A 16,954-nucleotide genomic window follows, 5' to 3' on the forward strand; every position below is an offset into this window, starting at 1 on the left:
CCGTCATGAACAAGCGCTTCGTGCTGTTACTCGTCGTTTTTCCGTTGACCGCAACGGCTGCGGTGGATGTGCGCGAAGGCTTGTGGGAACTCGGTGCCACGGTGCACCTGGAAAACCAGACCATGGGGCCTTATACCCGCCAGCAATGCATCACCAAGGAAGACCTGCAGCATCCCGAGCGCATCTTCGGCGAAACCAACGGTAGCTGCGATTACACCAGCAAGCGCTACTTCGGGAACCAGTTCAGTTTTAACGTACGTTGTAATTCGGGAATCCCGCTGACCGGGGCGGGCGAGGTGGAATACGGCGCGGATTGGATCAAGGGCCACATGGAACTCAATGCGCAAGTCTCCGGCGGCCCGACGATTGAGAGTACCAGCGAAATTGCCGGCAAGCGGCTGGGCGATTGCACGCATTAGCAAGCAACCGCCCCATTCCCTTTTTCACCTAGTGGTAAACAAAACCCCTGTATTTGATGCCGGCGTAGATGCTCCAGCGCGTGTCGTCGTTCCCGGTGCGAAAAGCCTGCAAAGCCTTTTTGTCGGCCGACAGGTGTTCAATCACCTTCTTGTCCCAGGCAGAAACCTGGGCGGGAAGCGCGCCTAAAAAGTGGGATAGCAGTGACAACACTTCGGTATGCATAATGTTTCTCCTTCAGGATGTCTACTCGCCGCCTAATCGCAGAGCTCGGGGACGGCACTGCGATTAAGCCGGGCCGGTGCCGTCGCTCTATCCTAAACAAGATCTATGCCAATAATTTAATCATTTAAAAACAATAACTTGTTGTTTTGTTCGCGATTGTGCTGCTAGCCGGCAAGCACCAGTAGATATCGATATGCACCAATTTGAACAGGTGACTAGGGTGGCGGTGTGAGCGGAGTCAGCCCGTGTTCCAAGCCGAGTCGGCCGAGCAGCTTGCGTGCGTCGAACGGGGCTTTCACCTTGATGTCGTTATCGAAATAACAAAACACATCCCGAGATTTGCGATGCGGGGGCGCAAGATCCGCAATCAAGCGTGCATCTTCGGGTTGCGAACCCTGACTCCATGCCCGGATACGCGCCGCCCATCGATCCAATGCCTCATCCGTGTATCCGCTGGCATAAAGTTCCTCGGCGCCGTGCAGGCGGAGATAGACAAAGTCGCTGGTGACGTCCTCGTAATAAGGCCATTTCCCTGCGGTATCGGCGATTACCAGCGCGACGTCATATCGACGCAGCAGCTCGATAAAGTGCGGCGTGACAAAGCTCGTATTACGGATTTCTACCGCATGGCGCAAGGGACGCTTGCGATCGATTGCAAGGAATACCTGCTTCATGCCCGCATCGTGTCGCCGAGCCAGTTCCAGCCCTTCCTCCGTATCGTGAGGCAGCAGCTTGAGAAACGCCTCGAATAGCATCGGATCGAACTTGAAACTGGGCGGAAACTGCCATAGCAGCGGCCCGAGTTTCTCCTTGAGGCAGAACAATCCCGAGGCGAAAAAATTGGCGATGGGCTTCTCGACTTCACGGAGCCGCAGGATATGCGTGACATATCGCGGGGATTTCACGCTAAAGACGAAATCTTTTGGGGTGTCTGCGTACCAGTTGGCAAAGCTCGTTGGGCGTTGCTGGCCGTAGAACGTGCCATTGATTTCTATAGTAGGCAACGCGCGAGAAGCGAAATTGAGTTCATGCGCTTGCTTGAGGTCCTTGGGGTAGAACACGCCTCGCCATGGGACATAGCGCCAGCCGGAAATGCCGATGCGAATATCTGCGGCCATAGAGGATGCGACTTCTACTCAGCGTATTAGCGGCTGCAACATGCTCAAGCGGTTGCCTTCCGTATCGATAAACGACACATATTGCCCCACGCCGGGAATCTCCATAGGCTCGCCCAACACTTTGCCACCTGCTTCCGCTACTTTCTTCATCGCCGCCTGAATATCCTGCACGGCAATGACTAGCGAAGGATGCTGCGCCGGCCAATCCGGTTTATTCTGGTAAAAGCCCCCCGTTGATTGCCCCCGGGTGCTTGGGGCGACCGTCTTCCCCGGCTTCAGTCGTGGTTGCCAGCACATAATTTCCCATCTCCTCGCCCAGCATTTGCGTCTGCCAGCCGAAGGCCGAGGTGTAAAACTTGGCCATACGCGTGCGGTCATCGTAGGGTATTTCGAAGTGAACGACGGGGTTCATGACTCTCTCCTCGACAGATTTAGTATCAAGTGTTGCTCAGCCATTTAAGCAAGAGAATCATATAACGCACGCTATTGTTTGAATGTCGGCAAGCGATCAAACCCTTAGGTAGATAGCGACGGAAAATTTCTGGCGCATGATGCCCCGGAAAATTGCACAATACATGTCTGGGCTGATCGAAGCTCGCCGTCAAAACCTCGGAAACATCAACAGATGTCGCAATACTTAACCGCCGCCCTCTATAAATTCGTAGCGCTGCCCGATTTTGCCGAACTCCAAGCGCCGCTCTTGGCCTGCTGCAACGATCACGGTGTGAAAGGCACGTTGTTGTTAGCTGAGGAGGGCATCAACGGCACCATCTCCGGCTTGCCGGAAGGCATCCATGCCGTACTTGCGTTCCTGAGGTCCGATCAGCGCCTGGCCGATCTAGAGCACAAGGAATCGTTCGCTGCAAAAATGCCGTTCTACCGCATGAAAGTACGGCTGAAGCGCGAGATCGTGACCCTGGGCGTGCCGGGCGTCGATCCCACCAAGATGGCCGGCCGTTATGTCAGACCGCAAGACTGGAACGCGCTGATCAGCGACCCCAATGTCGTGGTCGTCGATACCCGCAACGATTACGAGGTGACGGTGGGTACCTTCAAAGGCGCACTTAACCCCAAGACCAAAAGCTTTTCGGAACTGCCGGCGTGGGTTGCACAAGCCGAGGCCCTGCGCGAAAAAGACGGCACTAAGCCTAAAGTCGCGATGTTCTGCACCGGCGGCATCCGCTGCGAAAAATCCACCGCCTTGATGCGCAGCCTGGGTTATGACGAGGTCTATCACCTGGAAGGCGGCATCCTGAAATACCTGGAAACCGTGCCGCAAGAACAAAGCCTGTGGCAAGGCGAATGCTTTGTGTTCGACGAGCGTGTATCGGTCGGCCATGGCTTGAAACAAGGCAGCTACGAATTCTGTCGCGCCTGCCGCCACCCCATCAGCGCAGCAGACAAGGCTTCCGAGTTTTTCGAGCCCGGCGTCAGTTGCCCGCATTGCCACGGCCAGAAAACCGAAGCGCAGAAGCAAGCTTTGGCCGAACGCCAGCGCCAAGTCACCTTGGCCGAGCAACGCAATCAGGCGCACATCGGCGCACGTTTCGAACCCAAAACCAAACGCAAGCCTGACGATGCAGAAGACTGACGCTGATCTCCCAGTTCTGTATTCCTTCCGCCGTTGCCCCTATGCCATGCGTGCACGGCTGGCATTGCTGGTCAGCGGTCAGCGATGCGAGTTGAGGGAAGTGGTGTTGCGGGATAAACCGCAGGCCATGCTGGACGCATCGCCAAAAGGGACGGTGCCGGTTTTGATACTCACGGATGGGCAGGTGCTGGATGAAAGCCTGGACATCATGCTGTGGGCGCTGCGGCAGTACGACCCTGAACAATGGTTAAGTCCGCAGCAGGGCTCGCTGGAGGCGATGCTGGCGTTGATCGCGCAATGCGATGGGGAGTTCAAGTTTCACTTGGATCGCTACAAATATCCGGAGCGTTATGACAATGTCGATGCGCTGGAGCATCGTGAGGCAGCGCAGGGGTTTTTGTTGGGGCTTGAGGCGCGGTTGGGTGAGGCAGCTTATTTGTTCGGCGAACATCCGGCGTTGGCGGATATGGCGATTGCGCCGTTTGTGAGGCAGTTTAGCCAGACGGATTTGGATTGGTTTAGCGCGCAGCCTTGGCCGCGGCTGCGGGATTGGTTGTCGGGGATTGTGGGGGCGGGGATGTTCGAGCGGGTTATGGAGAAATATTCGCAGTGGGTGCCGGGGACAGATGGCGTTGTTTTCTCCTAGGTAAGGTGGGAGGCAGTTTGGAACGCCAATTCGGAACTATGCTTCTCTCGTACATGTGCGTTTCATTGGTTAGATCATGGCCCTGGGAGGTCCATTTAATGCGGCTTCCAGGAACGAGCAACATCTAATGAAAATTCAATACATACGAAATGGAGGAGCTTTCTGTAGGGTGCAATAAGCTTCGCATATTGCACCTATCATTTGTGGCTCCGGCGTAAGTTGGGTTGAATGAAATGAAGCCCAACGATTCGATCGATTTCACATCGGCTATTGTTGGGCTTCACAAGTTCAGCCCAACTTAGCTTTCCTCGCTGGCAATGAATTTATAAGTCATGGCCCCCAGCACTGCGCCAACGATGGGCGCGAGCCAAAAGAGCCAGAGCTGACTAATAGCCCAATCGCCGACGAAAACGGCGACTCCTGTGCTTCGCGCGGGGTTAACCGATGTGTTGGTCACTGGAATGCTGATGAGATGAATGAGTGTCAGCGCCAGTCCGATAGGAATCGGGGCAAAGCCAGTGGGGGCGCGCTTATCGGTTGCGCCGAGGATGATCAATAGAAAGAACATGGTCATGACGATTTCGCAGACCAACGCCGCCATCAGGGAATAGCCGCCGGGTGAATGTGCGCCATAGCCGTTCGATGCAAAGCCTTTGGAAACGTCGAAACCCGCCGCGCCGCTGGCGATGACGTAGAGCACACCGCCTGCGACTATAGCGCCGAGAACTTGCGCCACAATGTAGGGAAGAAGCTTGTTAGCGGGGAATCTGCCGCCCGCCCAAAGGCCCACCGATACTGCTGGGTTGAGGTGACAGCCTGAGATATGGCCGATGGCGTAGGCCATGGTCAGCACGGTAAGACCGAACGCAAGCGCGACACCGTGTAAACCGATACCGACATTCGGAAATGCGGCAGCAAGCACTGCGCTTCCGCAACCGCCAAGAACGAGCCAGAATGTTCCAAGAAACTCCGCACCGTACTGTTTCATTTGTATCTCCTCCCGAATATGGGTAAATCGTATGCAGCGGTGAAATGGTTATTTCTCAAATAAGGCGATGAAATACTAGCAAAATATTCCATCGGTATCTTGCTCTCTTGGTGGGGGCGGACGGGGTGGTGGTTGGTGGAGCGTAGGTGCCTTGTATTTAGCGGGAGGATGTAAAAGCCGAGGAAACTCGGCTTTTGTTTTTTGTGCCGGGGGTAGCCCGGCGGCTAGTTCCTTTATTTTGCTTGTCCAAAATAAAGGAACCAAACAAAAAGACACCCCCTGCCGCGGTCCTTCGGACTTCCTTGCGCTGCGCGCCAAGCCGGGCGGCTGCGGAACTCGGGCTTTCGGCCCTCAGACAGTCCTCGCCGAAAGCCCCCGGCTTGGCTGTGCTGCTCAGCGCGGCAGAGGGGAGTTTGGCGGCTTAGGCTACTATTCTTCACACGTACGCTTGCGTTTCATTGGTTAGATCATCGCTCTGAAAGGCTTATTTCATGCAGGTTCCAAGTCAATCCAACTTTTAATGAAGAATCTTAAGACTCTTGATGCTTGCTCAGACCTTGCGTAGTAGCTCTTTGTCGAGTGACTCTATGACTGTTGCGGAAAGATAGTGAAGCGCTTCACCCTCAAGTACGGATATCTCTGCTTCTAGTGTTCCGGTTTCAAAGTGGAATACTTGTATTTGTACAGAGCCTTCACGTTCTTGCCAGACAAACGACCAATGGGCAAAGCCATTTCTAACCTTGCGAAATAGGTCTGTATTGAAGGCATCACGTGCACTTGCAAGTAATGGAAAACTTGAATAGGTGGACTTGAGCACCGCTGCGAGTGGTGAAGGTGCTTGCTTGAGAAGACGTCCAAGCGGTCCGTCTAGTAGCAGAAAAGTTGGTAGCCATCGAGCAAGATGTTGGCCGCGACGAGCCAATACATGTAGGGATGGTTGAGCTTGCTCCCACTTAACACCTGCTGAGAAAGCCAACTGTGTGAGAACTGTCTCAACAGACTGGACAATAACAGGATTTGCTTCAAGGTAATTGGCCAGTTGTGAGCGGAAATTTAGATCGGCAAAGAGCTGCTGGCACTGTTTAATGAGTTGATCTCGTGGAGACTACGCAAGTAGACCAGGCTGATGCAATGCCTTTCGCTTGAAGCAGCGCGAAGAGCATGCGGTCGATATTTTCTTTTGAGTGAGTTTCAACCTGCCTCATTTAGCATCTAGTAGTCAGAACCCGTCCAAAAACTTAAACAATATCCAAATGCTCCAATCCCGCCGACAAGTCCTTGTTCTTCGATTCCTTCCCTTCCAGCTTAATCCGTAGCCGCAGGTCGTTCACCGAGTCAGCATTTCGCAGCGCATCTTCAAACGTAATCTGGCCGCCTTCATAGAGGTCGAACAGGGCCTGGTCGAAGGTTTGCATGCCGAGTTCTCTCGATTTGGCGATGATTTCCTTGATCTCGTGGACGTCGCCTTTAAAGATGAGGTCGGAGATCAGCGGGGAGTTGAGCATGATTTCCATGGCGGCGACGCGGCCCTTGCCTTCTTTTTTGGGGATGAGGCGTTGGGAGATGAAGGCTTTGGCGTTGAGCGAGAGGTCCATCAGTAGTTGCTGGCGGCGTTCTTCGGGGAAGAAGTTGATGATGCGGTCTAGCGCCTGGTTGGTGCTGTTGGCGTGCAGGGTGGCCAAACACAAGTGACCGGTTTCGGCGAAGGCGATGGCGTAGTCCATGGTCTCGCGGTCGCGGATTTCGCCGATGAGGATGACGTCGGGGGCTTGGCGCAGTGTGTTCTTCAGCGCGGCAAACCAGTTGTCGGTGTCCACGCCGACTTCGCGCTGGGTGATGATGCAGTGCTTGTGCTCGTGCACGAATTCGACCGGGTCTTCGATGGTGATGATGTGGCCGAAGCTGTTTTCGTTGCGGTAGCCCACCATGGCGGCGAGCGAAGTGGATTTACCGGAGCCGGTGCCGCCGACGAAGATCACGAGACCGCGCTTGGTCATGGCGACTTCTTTCAGCACTTCGGGCAGGCCGAGTTCTTCGAAGGTCGGGATCTTGGTGGCGATGGTGCGGAATACCAGGCCGGTGCAGCCGCGCTGGACGAAGGCGTTGACACGGAAGCGCGCCAGGCCGGGCAGGGCAATGGCGAAGTTGCATTCCTTGGTGGCGTCGTACTCGGCCGCCTGCTTGTCGTTCATGATGGAACGCGCGATTTCCTTGCACTGCTGGGGGGTGAGCGATTGGTTGGTCACCGGGGTCATCTTGCCGTCGATCTTCATCGCCGGCGGAAAGTTGGCAGTGATGAACAGGTCGGACGAGTTCTTGGCCAGCATCAACCGCAAGAGATCGAATACGAATTTCTCGGCTTGGCTTTGATCCATGATGAAGTCCTTTTAAATGCGCGCTGAGAGGGAGATGGAGCGCGGCAATCCGCGCTCCGGGGAGATTTAGCCGACGAAGGTGTCTTTGTTGGCGGCCTTGGAACGAGCCTCGGGTAGGCCGATGATGTTCTTGCGGACCAGCTCGGTGAGGTTCTGGTCCAGTGTCTGCATGCCGAGGTTCTGGCCGGTTTGAATCGCGGAGTACATCTGGGCGATTTTGGCCTCGCGGATGAGGTTACGGATGGCCGGGGTGCCGATCATGATCTCGTGTGCCGCCACGCGGCCGTTGCCGTCCTTGGTTTTACACAGCGTTTGCGAAATAACGGCACGCAGGGATTCCGACAGCATCGAACGCACCATTTCCTTTTCCGCGGCCGGGAACACGTCGACAATACGGTCGATGGTCTTGGCAGCGGAGGAGGTGTGCAGTGTGCCGAACACCAGGTGGCCGGTTTCGGCGGCAGTCAGCGCCAGGCGGATGGTTTCCAAGTCGCGCATTTCGCCCACCAGGATCACGTCCGGGTCTTCGCGCAACGCAGAGCGCAGGGCGTTGGAGAACGATAGGGTGTGCGGGCCGACTTCGCGCTGGTTGATGAGGCACTTCTTGGATTCGTGCACGAATTCGATCGGGTCTTCTACCGTGAGGATGTGGCCGTATTCTTCTTCATTGATGAAGTTGATCATGGCGGCCAGGGTAGTGGACTTACCCGAGCCGGTGGGGCCGGTAACGAGTACCAAGCCGCGAGGATTCTGGGCGATATCCTTGAAAATCGGCGGGCAGTTGAGCTGTTCCAGCGTTAGCACCTTGGACGGAATGGTCCGGAACACGGCGCCTGCGCCGCGTTGGTGATTGAAGGCGTTGACGCGGAAGCGGGCCAGGTTGGGAATCTCGAACGAGAAGTCGCACTCGAGGTTTTCCTCGTATTGCTTGCGCTGGCCATCGTTCATGATGTCGTACACCATGTCGTGGACCTGGCTGTGGTCCATCACCGGTACGTTGATCTTGCGCACGTCGCCATGGACGCGGATCAGCGGGGGCATGCCTGCGGAGAGGTGCAGGTCGGAGGCCTTGTTCTTGACGGAAAAGGCCAGCAAATCGGAAATATCCATGAAACCCCCTGATATAATTTTTGAAAGATGTAGAGATTCGAACGATTCGAGGATTATGACAACAATCTCAGAGCGCTTGCAAGCCACACGGGACCGCGTTCGCAAGGCCGCCGAAGCCGCTGGGCGCGATCCGCAGGAGGTCTTGCTGCTGGCCGTGAGTAAGGCGCATTCGAGCGATGAATTGCAAGAGGCTTTCGATGCAGGCCAACGGGCATTCGGCGAGAGTTACCTGCAAGAAGCACTGGCGAAACAGGAACTGCTGAAATCGCTGCCTATTGAGTGGCATTTCATCGGGCCAATCCAAAGCAACAAGACGCGGCCCATTGCTGAACATTTTAGCTGGGTGCATGGTGTGGATCGCCTCAAGATCGCCCAACGGCTTTCCGAGGCGCGGCCGGAAACGCTGCCGCCGCTTAATGTTTGTTTACAGGTTAACGTCAGCGGCGAAGCGAGCAAAAGCGGTTGCGCGCCGAACGAGGTTGCGGCGCTGGCCGAGGCTGTGTCGGCCTTACCGCGCCTCAAGCTGCGCGGCTTGATGACGATCCCGGAACCGAGCGACGACATTGCATTGCAACACCGGCGGTTTAGAATGCTAAAGGAATTACGCGATGGCCTTGCTGCACAAGGCTATGCGCTGGATACACTGTCTATGGGCATGTCGGACGATTTTGCGACAGCGATTGCGGAAGGTTCGACCATCGTTCGTGTGGGAACCGCGATCTTCGGTCCGCGGCAATATCGGACCGAGACTGAAGCCTGAGCAGAAAGTTTCTAAAAATGCAGGCGAGGCCGTCTGCGCTACATTCAAGCTGCCATCATCAAGGCAGCCGGGGCTAAAAAAGGATTTCAATTGAGAATCGCATTCGTAGGCGGCGGCAACATGGCCCGCGCCATCATTATCGGCTTGTTGGCCAAGGGCTGCCCACCGGCAGACATCACTGTGGTGGAGATGGATCGCGACCGCCGTTATGCACTTAACCAGGATTTCGGCATTAACGTCGCGGCCGAGCTGCCGGCGGCGTCTTTGTCCGATGTCATCGTGCTGGCGGTCAAGCCGCAGCAACTGCGTGACGTGGCGATTTTCCTGGGCAGCCTGCTCAGCAATCAATTGGTGATTTCCATCGCCGCCGGCGTGCGGTGTTCCGATCTTGCCCGCTGGCTGGGCAACTACGGTGCCGTGGTGCGCGTCATGCCCAATACGCCGGCCCAAGTGCAGGCCGGAGTGTCGGCACTATATGCTGCTCCCGCTACCACACCCGAGCAGCGTCATTTGGCCGGTCAGCTTATGAGCGCTGTCGGCGGGGTGGTTTGGCTGGAGGACGAGGTGCAGATGGATGCTGTCACTGCGGTTTCCGGCAGCGGCCCTGCGTATGTGTTTTATTTTCTCGAGGCCATGCAGCAGGCGGGTGTCGAACTTGGATTGTCGGCCGAGCAAGTCCGTGTGTTGGCGATGCAAACCTTCTTGGGCGCAGCACAATTGGCGCTGGGCAGCGAGCACGATTTTGCCACTTTGCGCCAGCAAGTGACGTCCAAGGGCGGTACCACCGAGCAGGCGCTGCTCAGCATGGAAACCAACCATGTCAAGGACAGCATCGTGCAGGCCCTGCATGCCGCCGCGAACCGTTCGAGAGAGCTGGGCGATATCCTAGGGAACCAATAAATGATCGCGCAAGCTGCCATATTTTTGCTGGATACGTTGTTCGGCCTCTTTACGCTGAGCGTGTTGCTGCGCTTTTACCTGCAACTGGTCGGCGCGCCGTTCCATAACCCGATTTCGCAAGCCATCGTCGCCTTTACCAATTTTCTGGTTCGCCCGACGCGCCGCATTATCCCTTCGCTGGGCGGGCTGGATATGTCCACCTTGCTCCTGGCGTTCATCGCGCAACTCATCCTGCAAGCCGCAACCTTGTGGCTGCAAGGCTATCCGTTGATGCTGGCGACAGGCACAGCTTATGCAGCACTGGTTGGGCTGGCTGCATTAGGCTTGGTCAAGCTGTCGATTTATATCTTTCTTTATGCGGTCATCATCCAGGCGATCTTGAGCTGGGTGAATCCTTATACTCCGGTCGCCCCATTGCTCGATAGTCTGACGCGGCCCTTGATGCGGCCTTTGCGCGGCAAGTTCACCATGGGGTCCGGCATCGATCTGACGCCGCTCGTCGTGTTTCTAATCGCCCAGTTGCTCCTCATGCTGGTGGTCGCGCCGATTGAAATGCAGTTGCAGAGGCTGCTGTGAGTGCATTGTGGTACACCTTGAAGGAAGACGGTCACAAGCTGGTGCTGAACCTGCACATTCAGCCCAATGCCAGTAAAACCGAAATTGCCGGGCTGCATGGCGATGCACTCAAGGTCAAGGTGGCCGCACCGCCTGCCGATCATCAGGCGAACGATAAGTTATTGGAATTCCTAAGAAAATCATTTAAAGTCAGTAAGAGCCAGGTGGTGCTCAAGCATGGGGAGCACTCCCGCCAGAAGGTGGTGGAAATCCTGGACCCGCCGATTGCGCCGGAGACGCTGCTAGCCTAAACCATGAGTACGACACAATTCGAACAAAAAATTGCCGACTATCGCCAGTGGCGCGAGCTCATCGCGACGGCTATCGCCGACTATCGCAACTGGCTGGACGCCAACGGGACGTCTGATTCGGTGCAGGATCTGCGCCTTTACGACATGGCCGAGGCGTTGAAGCACGACCGCCTGGTGCTGGCCTTCGTCGCCGAATTCGCCCGCGGCAAGACCGAAACCATCAACGCGCTGTTTTTTTCCGATTACAAAACCCGGCTGCTGCCTTGTGATGCGGGTCGCACCACCATGTGCCCGACGGAAATTTTCTGGGACCCTGACGATGAGCCTTATATCCGCCTGCTGCCCATCGAGACGCGCAAGGGCGACGACAGCATCGCCCTGCTGAAACACAATACTAGCGCCTGGAACAAGCTGCGTCTGGATACCAGCTCGGCCGAGGCCATGCAAGAAGCCTTCCGCGCCCTAGTGCAGCAGAAGGAAGTCACGCAGGAAGAAGCCAAGTCGCTCGGCCTGTGGGACGAGAACGACGTGATGATGGTGCAGACGTTGAAAGCGCGGGGCAAGGTGGAGATTCCATTCTGGCGCCATGCGATGATCAATTTCCCGCATCCTCTGCTGGAAAGCGGCCTGGTCATCCTCGATACGCCAGGGCTCAATACCTTGGGTAGTGAGCCGGAGCTGACGCTCAGCATCATTCCAAATGCCCATGCGGTGATTTTCCTGCTGGCCACGGATACCGGCGTGACCAAGTCGGACATGACTATCTGGAGTAATTTCATCCGCGACCGGGCGAGCCGCAAGCTGGCCGTGCTCAACAAGATCGATATCTTGTGGGATGACCTCAAGAGCCGAGGCGAGGTCGAGGCCATGATCCAGGCACAGGTCGTCTCCACCGCGCGGCAACTCACGATTCCTCCGGCTGATGTTTTCGCTATTTCCGCCCAGAAAGCGCTGGTGGCTCGTGTGCGCGAAGATGAAGCCCTGCTCGAACGCAGCGGCATCGAACGCCTGGAACGGACGCTGGCAAAGAGCCTGACGGCTGGCAAACACGCCATCCTGCGCAAGACCATCCTGGCCGAAACCGGCAACATGGTGAAAATCTCGCGCAAGGCTTTCCAGCAGCGCGTGGAAGCTGCAAAGGCGCAGTACGACGAGCTCAACGCGTTGCGCGGCAAGAACCAGGCCGTGGTGCAAAAGCTGCTCGACAAGGTCACTGCCGACCGGCATGTGTATGAAGAATCGCTGCGCACTTACAGCGTTGCGAGCCAGAAGGTGCATCAGCAGGGCGAAGCGCTTATGCATCAGCTCAGCATGAAACGGCTGGACCAGATGCTGGACAAGGCCCGTGAGGATATAGGCGATTCGTGGACCACCCGCGGCCTTAACAATGGCATGAAGCGGTTGATCCAGCAAACCAGTGCTCTCGCCCAAGGCATTACCCAGGAAGGCCTGGAACTGCAAAAACTGAGCGAAGAACTCTACCGGATGTTCCACGCTAAGCATGGCTTCGAGCCGCGTATTCCACCCAAGCTCGACATGAGCGAATTCCGGCAGAGTATGGAAAACCTGGTAAAGCTTACCGAGGATTTCTGCGAAGACCCGGTGAACGTCATGACGGAAAAGCATTTCCTGGTAAGGAAGTTCTTTTTCAGCCTGGTGACCGAAGCGCGCAATATTTTCGAAACTGCCCATCACGACGCCGGTGTCTGGCTCAAGGGGCTGCTGGCGCCCCTCAAGCTGCAAATCGCCGAACACAAGGCGCAACTCGACAAGCGTACCGAGTCGCTGATGAAAATCCACGAAAACCTCGATGCGCTGCAAAAGAACATCGCGGAAGCCGAAGCCAATTGCAAGGCAGTACAAGCGCAAGGCGCCGCCATCGACCAGATTTTGCTCAAGTTGGTGAAAGCCGCTCAAGAGAGCGGAGAAGAATCCCCGGCAGCAGCAGAGGTAACGGCCGGAGGCCCGGAACTGAGCTTCTCATCCTGACATTCGGATGCAGCTTTTGGCTGCATCCGAATGTCAGCAAAGTACTAATTTAACTGAGGGATAAGCTCTAGCGTGTCGGCTTTTCCTCACTGAATATAAACATTTGATTACGGTTGTGCTACTATGGCAACCTAATGAAAACAATAATAAAAAGCCACTTCCAATGGCGAACCCAATAAAACAAAAAATCATTCTGGCTCTGGTGGCCGGTCTTTGGGCCGCACCCACAGTGGCAGCCGAATCGACGGCGCTGGATGTTACGCAGGTGCCGATCGAGCAACTGGTCCAGACCGAATTCATACCCGCCAGCCGTATTGCGCGTCAAATCAGTGATGCGCCTTCTGCCGTTTCCATTGTTACTGCGCAAGACATTCGCGACTACGGTTATCGCACCTTGTCCGATGTCCTCAAGAGCATGCGCGGGCTCTATGTGACCTCCACGCTGATACAAGACTCCTTGGGCGGTCGCGGATTGGGGCATCCCGGCGACTATGCCGGCCGCATCATGCTTATGATTGATGGCTATGCGGTCAATGATAATGTCCAGAATCAAGTGTTTATCGGTGACGATGGACTGATCGACGTTGAACTCATCGATCGCGTCGAATTTATCCCTGGCCCTGGCTCAACCAGCTATGGCAACAATGCATTTCTCGGTGTTATCAATGTCACCACCAAGCGAGGTCGGGACATTGATGGGGTCCAGCTAGGCGCCGGATTCGGCAGTGAAAATGCCAATCAGCGCATGCAAAGGTTCTCCTACGGTAAGCATCTGGATAACGGCGCAGAGTTATTGCTTTCTGCCTCCCGTTATGAGGATGAGGGCCGCAGTATTGTATTCCCGGAACTGAGCGCCGTCGGGTTGGGGGATCATGATTTCCGCCATATGAAAGAGACGGATAATCATCGTCTGTTCTTCAAGGGGAGCTATGAAGGCTGGACCTTGGAGTTCGGCAATGCCAGATATGCGCTCTACGACGACACGTTCTTCGATAATGGCGTCCCAACAGAAGTTGGGCGTCGCGATAGTTCAACTATCAACGATAACGGGTTTATTAGCCTTAATTACGATGCCGAGCTGAATGAGCGGCTCAAATCATCAAGTCATGTGTATTACGGACAATACCTGTTCCGTTCCGACTACCGAGACCCGACCATCGATCCCGGTAATCCAGATCTACCCTACGTGCAGCTTAATAATGGGCGCTGGTGGGGGACTGATGTCAAGTTCGTCGGAACCTGGTTCGACAACCATACCGTTCTGTTCGGGGCTGAGCTACGCAACAATTATCAACAGAAGCTATCCGATAGCAGTGCTTCCGACGAGCCTTTGATCGATACGAGCGCGAGGACGCTCAGCCTGTACGCTCAGGACGAATACCGCCTGACCAATAACTTCGCGATTACTCCCGGGTTCCGCTACGACCATGACAGTCGAAATGGTGGGGCGTTCAGCCCACGTTTGGCAGGCGTCTATCAGCCCTGGTCATCTTCAACTTTCAAACTGTCCTATGGCAACGCATTCAGGTACAGAAATCCCTGGGAAGATACGCTCGTAGCGATCGATCCAAACAGGACCACCTTCAAGCAGGAAGTTGTCTCGACGACAGAACTGGTCTGGCAGCAGCAATTCTCAAGCAAGTCCCGGCTGACGACATCGCTTTACCATAGCCATATCACGAATGTCGTCGCTGAGTTTCACAAGGAGGTTACAACCGACGGGCAGGAAATCGGCTTGGAGCATATTACAGATGATGGTATGCGGCTTAATACCAGCTACATCCATCAGTATGTCGAGAACAATTTGGGACCGCATATCGCCAATGTTCCCCATTGGCTGGCAAAGCTGAATATTGCAAAACCGCTATTGCAGAATCAGCTGACTGCAGGGTTTGAGGTTCAGAGCATTGGGCCAAGGTATAAATTCGTCAATTTGTCCAAAGCCAAATCCGAAACGCTGGCCAACCTGACCCTAAGTTCAAGCCACCTTATTGAAAACGCGAATGTTTCGTTAAGTATTCGCAATCTCTTCAACACCTACGCAACCGATATCGCCCAACCAGGATATGTGAGCGATCTTCGCTTGTTGCCGCTCCCGCGTCGCAATCTCTGGCTTCAACTGGAGTACAACTTCAGATGAGGACGATATTGAGACATTGGGTGTTGTGCTTCTCCATTGTGGCTTGTGGATGGCATATTTCATTCGCCAACGCGGCTGGGGCGTTGCCGGAATATACGGTCAAGGCGGGCTATCTCTACAATTTCGCGATGCTGACCGAGTGGCCGGCGAATAGCCTGGGAGCCAGCCTCGAGCTGTGCTACCTGGGGCATGAGGACTTGGGGGCCGCCCTGGATGCCTTGCAGGATAAGGTGGTCAATAACCGGCGTATCAATATCCGACGGCTTGAAGCCTTGGGCGATGCCAAGGAATGTCAGGTGCTATTCGTTTCGGAAGTCGGACATTCGGACGTGTCCAAGCTCATGCGGGAAATTGCCGGGCGGCCAGTCTTGACTGTTACCGACGACGAGAATGTGGCGCGCGCCGGAATGGCGATTTTCCTGCGACCGGAAAGCAAACGCTTGGTCTTCGAGATCAATAACAACGTCGCCAAGAGCGTCAATCTCAACATCAGTGCACGGTTGTTGCGTCTGGCCCGCGGAGGCGGGAGTGAATAATGACTCGGCTGAACGATTGGTTTAATAATCAGCCGATTCAATCCAAGCTGATACTTACCAATACGTTCGTCGTATTGATCGCGCTTATTCCTATCGTATTCGTTCTGTTCGGCTACGAATACTACGCAACGCAACAGGCTACTTTGCAGGAAATCCGTATCCAGGCCGATATCGTCAGCGACAATGCTGCGGCGGCGATGGCCTTCGATGATGCGACCATGGCAAGAGAGGCGCTAGCGACGTTGCGCGCTTCTCCCGACATGCAACGCGCCACGCTAATGGCTCCAAATGGGGCCGTGCTGGCTTCTTACCGGCGATATGATCTACCGCAGCGTGATACTGAGCGCATCGAGATTTCCACGAAATCGACCGAAGTCTTGAGTTGGAAAGGGTTCAAGCTGACCAAGCCGGTTTACCTCAAATCTCAGTTCGTCGGCATGTTGGCGTTGGAAACCAGCCTGGATTCGTTTTATCACCGGGTGTGGCTGTACTTTATCGTGATCTCAGTCACGGTCTTCCTGGGGCTCGCGATTTCGCTCTGGCTGGCCATTCAGCTCAAGCATTCCATTACCAAACCGTTGTCCCAACTCATGGCGATGGTCAACCGCGTTGCTGACGAACAGGATTACAGCGTGCGTCCAGTGGCAGAAAGACTGGATGAAATCGGCGACTTGTCCCGGGCTTTTCGCGACATGATGTCTAACCTTCAGGAGCGCGACGAGCGGTTGCAGGAACTGGCGTTCTACGACAGCGTGACTGGGTTGCCGAACCGGCATTTTTTCAAGGAGCGCATCGAGCAGGCGGTGGCCAATGCCAAGCGTTATCACATGCGGTGCGGCTTGATGTTCATCGACCTCGACGATTTCAAGATCGTCAACGATACCTTGGGGCACCATGTTGGGGACGATTTGCTGCGAGAGGTAGGCAACCGTCTGAGCGCCGTCCTACGCAACAACGATCTTGTTTGCCGTATCGGCGGAGATGAATTTGCCGTGATCCTGGAAAACGTCAAGGACTTGCAAACACCTGCGATGCTTGCGGAAAAAATTATCGCAGCGGTATCCCTGCCGGCGTTACTGCATGGGCATGAGGTGGTGGTCGGCGCGAGTATCGGTATCAGCATGTGCCCGGACTTCGCCGACGATACTTCCACACTGCTGCAAACGGCCGATGCAGCGATGTATATCGCCAAAGGCCATACCAAGAATACCTACCATCAATACAGCATAGAACTGTAGCAAGCGGCTTGCCGGTATCAGCCTGTGTAACTTGTTTTACTGCACGAGGCTGTCT

The 16,954-nt window shown here is 55.3% G+C and carries 19 protein-coding genes; 11 read left to right on the forward strand and 8 right to left on the reverse strand.

The features are described 5' to 3' along the window. Positions 1-5: 5 nt before the first annotated feature. Positions 6-419 (forward strand): DUF3617 domain-containing protein, encoded by a 414-nt coding sequence (locus NMK_RS15995; RefSeq protein WP_109016764.1) that lies wholly within the window; start codon positions 6-8, stop codon positions 417-419. A gap of 28 nt (positions 420-447) precedes the next feature. On the opposite strand, the gene NMK_RS16000 is transcribed toward NMK_RS15995, so the two are convergent. From NMK_RS16000 to NMK_RS18825, 4 genes are all read right to left on the reverse strand, one after another. Next, positions 448-642, reverse strand: a complete 195-nt coding sequence (locus NMK_RS16000; protein WP_109016765.1) for a hypothetical protein — start codon at positions 640-642, stop codon at positions 448-450. Positions 643-857: 215 nt separating this feature from the next. Continuing rightward, positions 858-1,760 (reverse strand): DUF72 domain-containing protein, encoded by a 903-nt coding sequence (locus tag NMK_RS16005; RefSeq protein WP_109016766.1) that lies wholly within the window; start codon positions 1,758-1,760, stop codon positions 858-860. A gap of 18 nt (positions 1,761-1,778) precedes the next feature. After that, positions 1,779-2,057, reverse strand: coding sequence for a VOC family protein (locus NMK_RS19105; RefSeq protein WP_370848971.1), 279 nt, complete (start codon positions 2,055-2,057; stop codon positions 1,779-1,781). Then, on the reverse strand, positions 1,972-2,172 hold the full coding sequence (locus NMK_RS18825) for a VOC family protein (protein WP_227871536.1): 201 nt from the start codon (positions 2,170-2,172) through the stop codon (positions 1,972-1,974). Before NMK_RS18825 ends, NMK_RS19105 begins: the two co-directional genes overlap by 86 nt. 213 nt (positions 2,173-2,385) lie before the next feature. On the opposite strand from NMK_RS18825, the gene trhO reads away from it, so the two are divergent. Then, complete coding sequence (trhO, locus tag NMK_RS16015; RefSeq protein WP_109016767.1) at positions 2,386-3,351, forward strand: oxygen-dependent tRNA uridine(34) hydroxylase TrhO; 966 nt, start codon at positions 2,386-2,388, stop codon at positions 3,349-3,351. Then, positions 3,338-3,997, forward strand: coding sequence for a glutathione S-transferase (locus NMK_RS16020; RefSeq protein WP_109016768.1), 660 nt, complete (start codon positions 3,338-3,340; stop codon positions 3,995-3,997). The genes trhO and NMK_RS16020 overlap by 14 nt, the downstream gene beginning before the upstream one ends. Positions 3,998-4,295: 298 nt before the next feature. Here NMK_RS16020 and aqpZ read toward each other — a convergent pair whose 3' ends face one another. The 4 genes from aqpZ to NMK_RS16035 all read right to left on the reverse strand — a co-directional run bounded on the left by aqpZ (position 4,296) and on the right by NMK_RS16035 (position 8,470). After that, positions 4,296-4,985 (reverse strand): aquaporin Z, encoded by a 690-nt coding sequence (gene aqpZ, locus NMK_RS16025; RefSeq protein ID WP_109016769.1) that lies wholly within the window; start codon positions 4,983-4,985, stop codon positions 4,296-4,298. Positions 4,986-5,535: 550 nt separating this feature from the next. Next, a complete protein-coding gene (locus NMK_RS18575; protein WP_181376314.1) occupies positions 5,536-5,961 on the reverse strand; it encodes a hypothetical protein in 426 nt (141 codons plus the stop codon). Between the two features lie 262 nt (positions 5,962-6,223). Beyond that, positions 6,224-7,360, reverse strand: a complete 1,137-nt coding sequence (locus NMK_RS16030; RefSeq protein ID WP_109016770.1) for a PilT/PilU family type 4a pilus ATPase — start codon at positions 7,358-7,360, stop codon at positions 6,224-6,226. 66 nt (positions 7,361-7,426) lie between these two features. After that, positions 7,427-8,470 carry a type IV pilus twitching motility protein PilT gene (locus NMK_RS16035; RefSeq protein ID WP_109016771.1) on the reverse strand — a complete coding sequence of 348 codons (1,044 nt, stop codon included), beginning with the start codon at positions 8,468-8,470 and terminating at the stop codon, positions 7,427-7,429. Between the two features lie 55 nt (positions 8,471-8,525). On the opposite strand from NMK_RS16035, the gene NMK_RS16040 reads away from it, so the two are divergent. From NMK_RS16040 to NMK_RS16075, 8 genes are all read left to right on the forward strand, one after another. Further along, positions 8,526-9,230 carry a YggS family pyridoxal phosphate-dependent enzyme gene (locus NMK_RS16040; protein ID WP_109016772.1) on the forward strand — a complete coding sequence of 235 codons (705 nt, stop codon included), beginning with the start codon at positions 8,526-8,528 and terminating at the stop codon, positions 9,228-9,230. 90 nt (positions 9,231-9,320) lie between these two features. Next, the gene (proC, locus tag NMK_RS16045) at positions 9,321-10,130 is read left to right on the forward strand and encodes a pyrroline-5-carboxylate reductase (RefSeq protein WP_109016773.1); all 810 of its coding nucleotides are present in this window, start codon (positions 9,321-9,323) and stop codon (positions 10,128-10,130) included. Then, the gene (locus NMK_RS16050) at positions 10,131-10,706 is read left to right on the forward strand and encodes a YggT family protein (protein ID WP_109016774.1); all 576 of its coding nucleotides are present in this window, start codon (positions 10,131-10,133) and stop codon (positions 10,704-10,706) included. After that, positions 10,703-10,996: a DUF167 domain-containing protein gene (locus NMK_RS16055; RefSeq protein WP_109016775.1), complete on the forward strand. Its 294-nt coding sequence runs from the start codon at positions 10,703-10,705 to the stop codon at positions 10,994-10,996. Before NMK_RS16050 ends, NMK_RS16055 begins: the two co-directional genes overlap by 4 nt. A gap of 3 nt (positions 10,997-10,999) precedes the next feature. After that, positions 11,000-12,985 (forward strand): dynamin family protein, encoded by a 1,986-nt coding sequence (locus NMK_RS16060; RefSeq protein ID WP_109016776.1) that lies wholly within the window; start codon positions 11,000-11,002, stop codon positions 12,983-12,985. Between the two features lie 163 nt (positions 12,986-13,148). Further along, positions 13,149-15,125, forward strand: coding sequence for a TonB-dependent receptor plug domain-containing protein (locus NMK_RS16065; protein WP_109016777.1), 1,977 nt, complete (start codon positions 13,149-13,151; stop codon positions 15,123-15,125). Then, the gene (locus NMK_RS16070) at positions 15,122-15,661 is read left to right on the forward strand and encodes a YfiR family protein (protein ID WP_109016778.1); all 540 of its coding nucleotides are present in this window, start codon (positions 15,122-15,124) and stop codon (positions 15,659-15,661) included. The genes NMK_RS16065 and NMK_RS16070 overlap by 4 nt, the downstream gene beginning before the upstream one ends. Next, positions 15,661-16,899 (forward strand): sensor domain-containing diguanylate cyclase, encoded by a 1,239-nt coding sequence (locus NMK_RS16075; RefSeq protein ID WP_109016779.1) that lies wholly within the window; start codon positions 15,661-15,663, stop codon positions 16,897-16,899. The genes NMK_RS16070 and NMK_RS16075 overlap by 1 nt, the downstream gene beginning before the upstream one ends. Positions 16,900-16,954 lie beyond the last annotated feature (55 nt).

It is taken from the genome of Novimethylophilus kurashikiensis (assembly GCF_003112435.1).
Lineage (GTDB): Bacteria > Pseudomonadota > Gammaproteobacteria > Burkholderiales > Methylophilaceae > Novimethylophilus > Novimethylophilus kurashikiensis.

Bases quoted from the DNA above. Each gene is read 5' to 3' on its own strand.
- NMK_RS16030 (WP_109016770.1), bottom strand. From the start codon at position 7,360: ATGGATCAAAGCCAAGCCGAGAAATTCGTATTCGATCTCTTGCGGTTG.
- NMK_RS16005 (WP_109016766.1), bottom strand. From the start codon at position 1,760: ATGGCCGCAGATATTCGCATCGGCATTTCCGGCTGGCGCTATGTCCCA.
- NMK_RS16000 (WP_109016765.1), bottom strand. From the start codon at position 642: ATGCATACCGAAGTGTTGTCACTGCTATCCCACTTTTTAGGCGCGCTT.
- NMK_RS18825 (WP_227871536.1), bottom strand. From the start codon at position 2,172: ATGAACCCCGTCGTTCACTTCGAAATACCCTACGATGACCGCACGCGT.
- aqpZ (WP_109016769.1), bottom strand. From the start codon at position 4,985: ATGAAACAGTACGGTGCGGAGTTTCTTGGAACATTCTGGCTCGTTCTT.
- NMK_RS16050 (WP_109016774.1), top strand. From the start codon at position 10,131: ATGATCGCGCAAGCTGCCATATTTTTGCTGGATACGTTGTTCGGCCTC.
- NMK_RS15995 (WP_109016764.1), top strand. From the start codon at position 6: ATGAACAAGCGCTTCGTGCTGTTACTCGTCGTTTTTCCGTTGACCGCA.
- NMK_RS16060 (WP_109016776.1), top strand. From the start codon at position 11,000: ATGAGTACGACACAATTCGAACAAAAAATTGCCGACTATCGCCAGTGG.
- NMK_RS16065 (WP_109016777.1), top strand. From the start codon at position 13,149: ATGGCGAACCCAATAAAACAAAAAATCATTCTGGCTCTGGTGGCCGGT.
- NMK_RS16070 (WP_109016778.1), top strand. From the start codon at position 15,122: ATGAGGACGATATTGAGACATTGGGTGTTGTGCTTCTCCATTGTGGCT.
- NMK_RS16075 (WP_109016779.1), top strand. From the start codon at position 15,661: ATGACTCGGCTGAACGATTGGTTTAATAATCAGCCGATTCAATCCAAG.
- NMK_RS16020 (WP_109016768.1), top strand. From the start codon at position 3,338: ATGCAGAAGACTGACGCTGATCTCCCAGTTCTGTATTCCTTCCGCCGT.
- NMK_RS16035 (WP_109016771.1), bottom strand. From the start codon at position 8,470: ATGGATATTTCCGATTTGCTGGCCTTTTCCGTCAAGAACAAGGCCTCC.
- NMK_RS19105 (WP_370848971.1), bottom strand. From the start codon at position 2,057: ATGTGCTGGCAACCACGACTGAAGCCGGGGAAGACGGTCGCCCCAAGC.
- trhO (WP_109016767.1), top strand. From the start codon at position 2,386: ATGTCGCAATACTTAACCGCCGCCCTCTATAAATTCGTAGCGCTGCCC.
- NMK_RS16040 (WP_109016772.1), top strand. From the start codon at position 8,526: ATGACAACAATCTCAGAGCGCTTGCAAGCCACACGGGACCGCGTTCGC.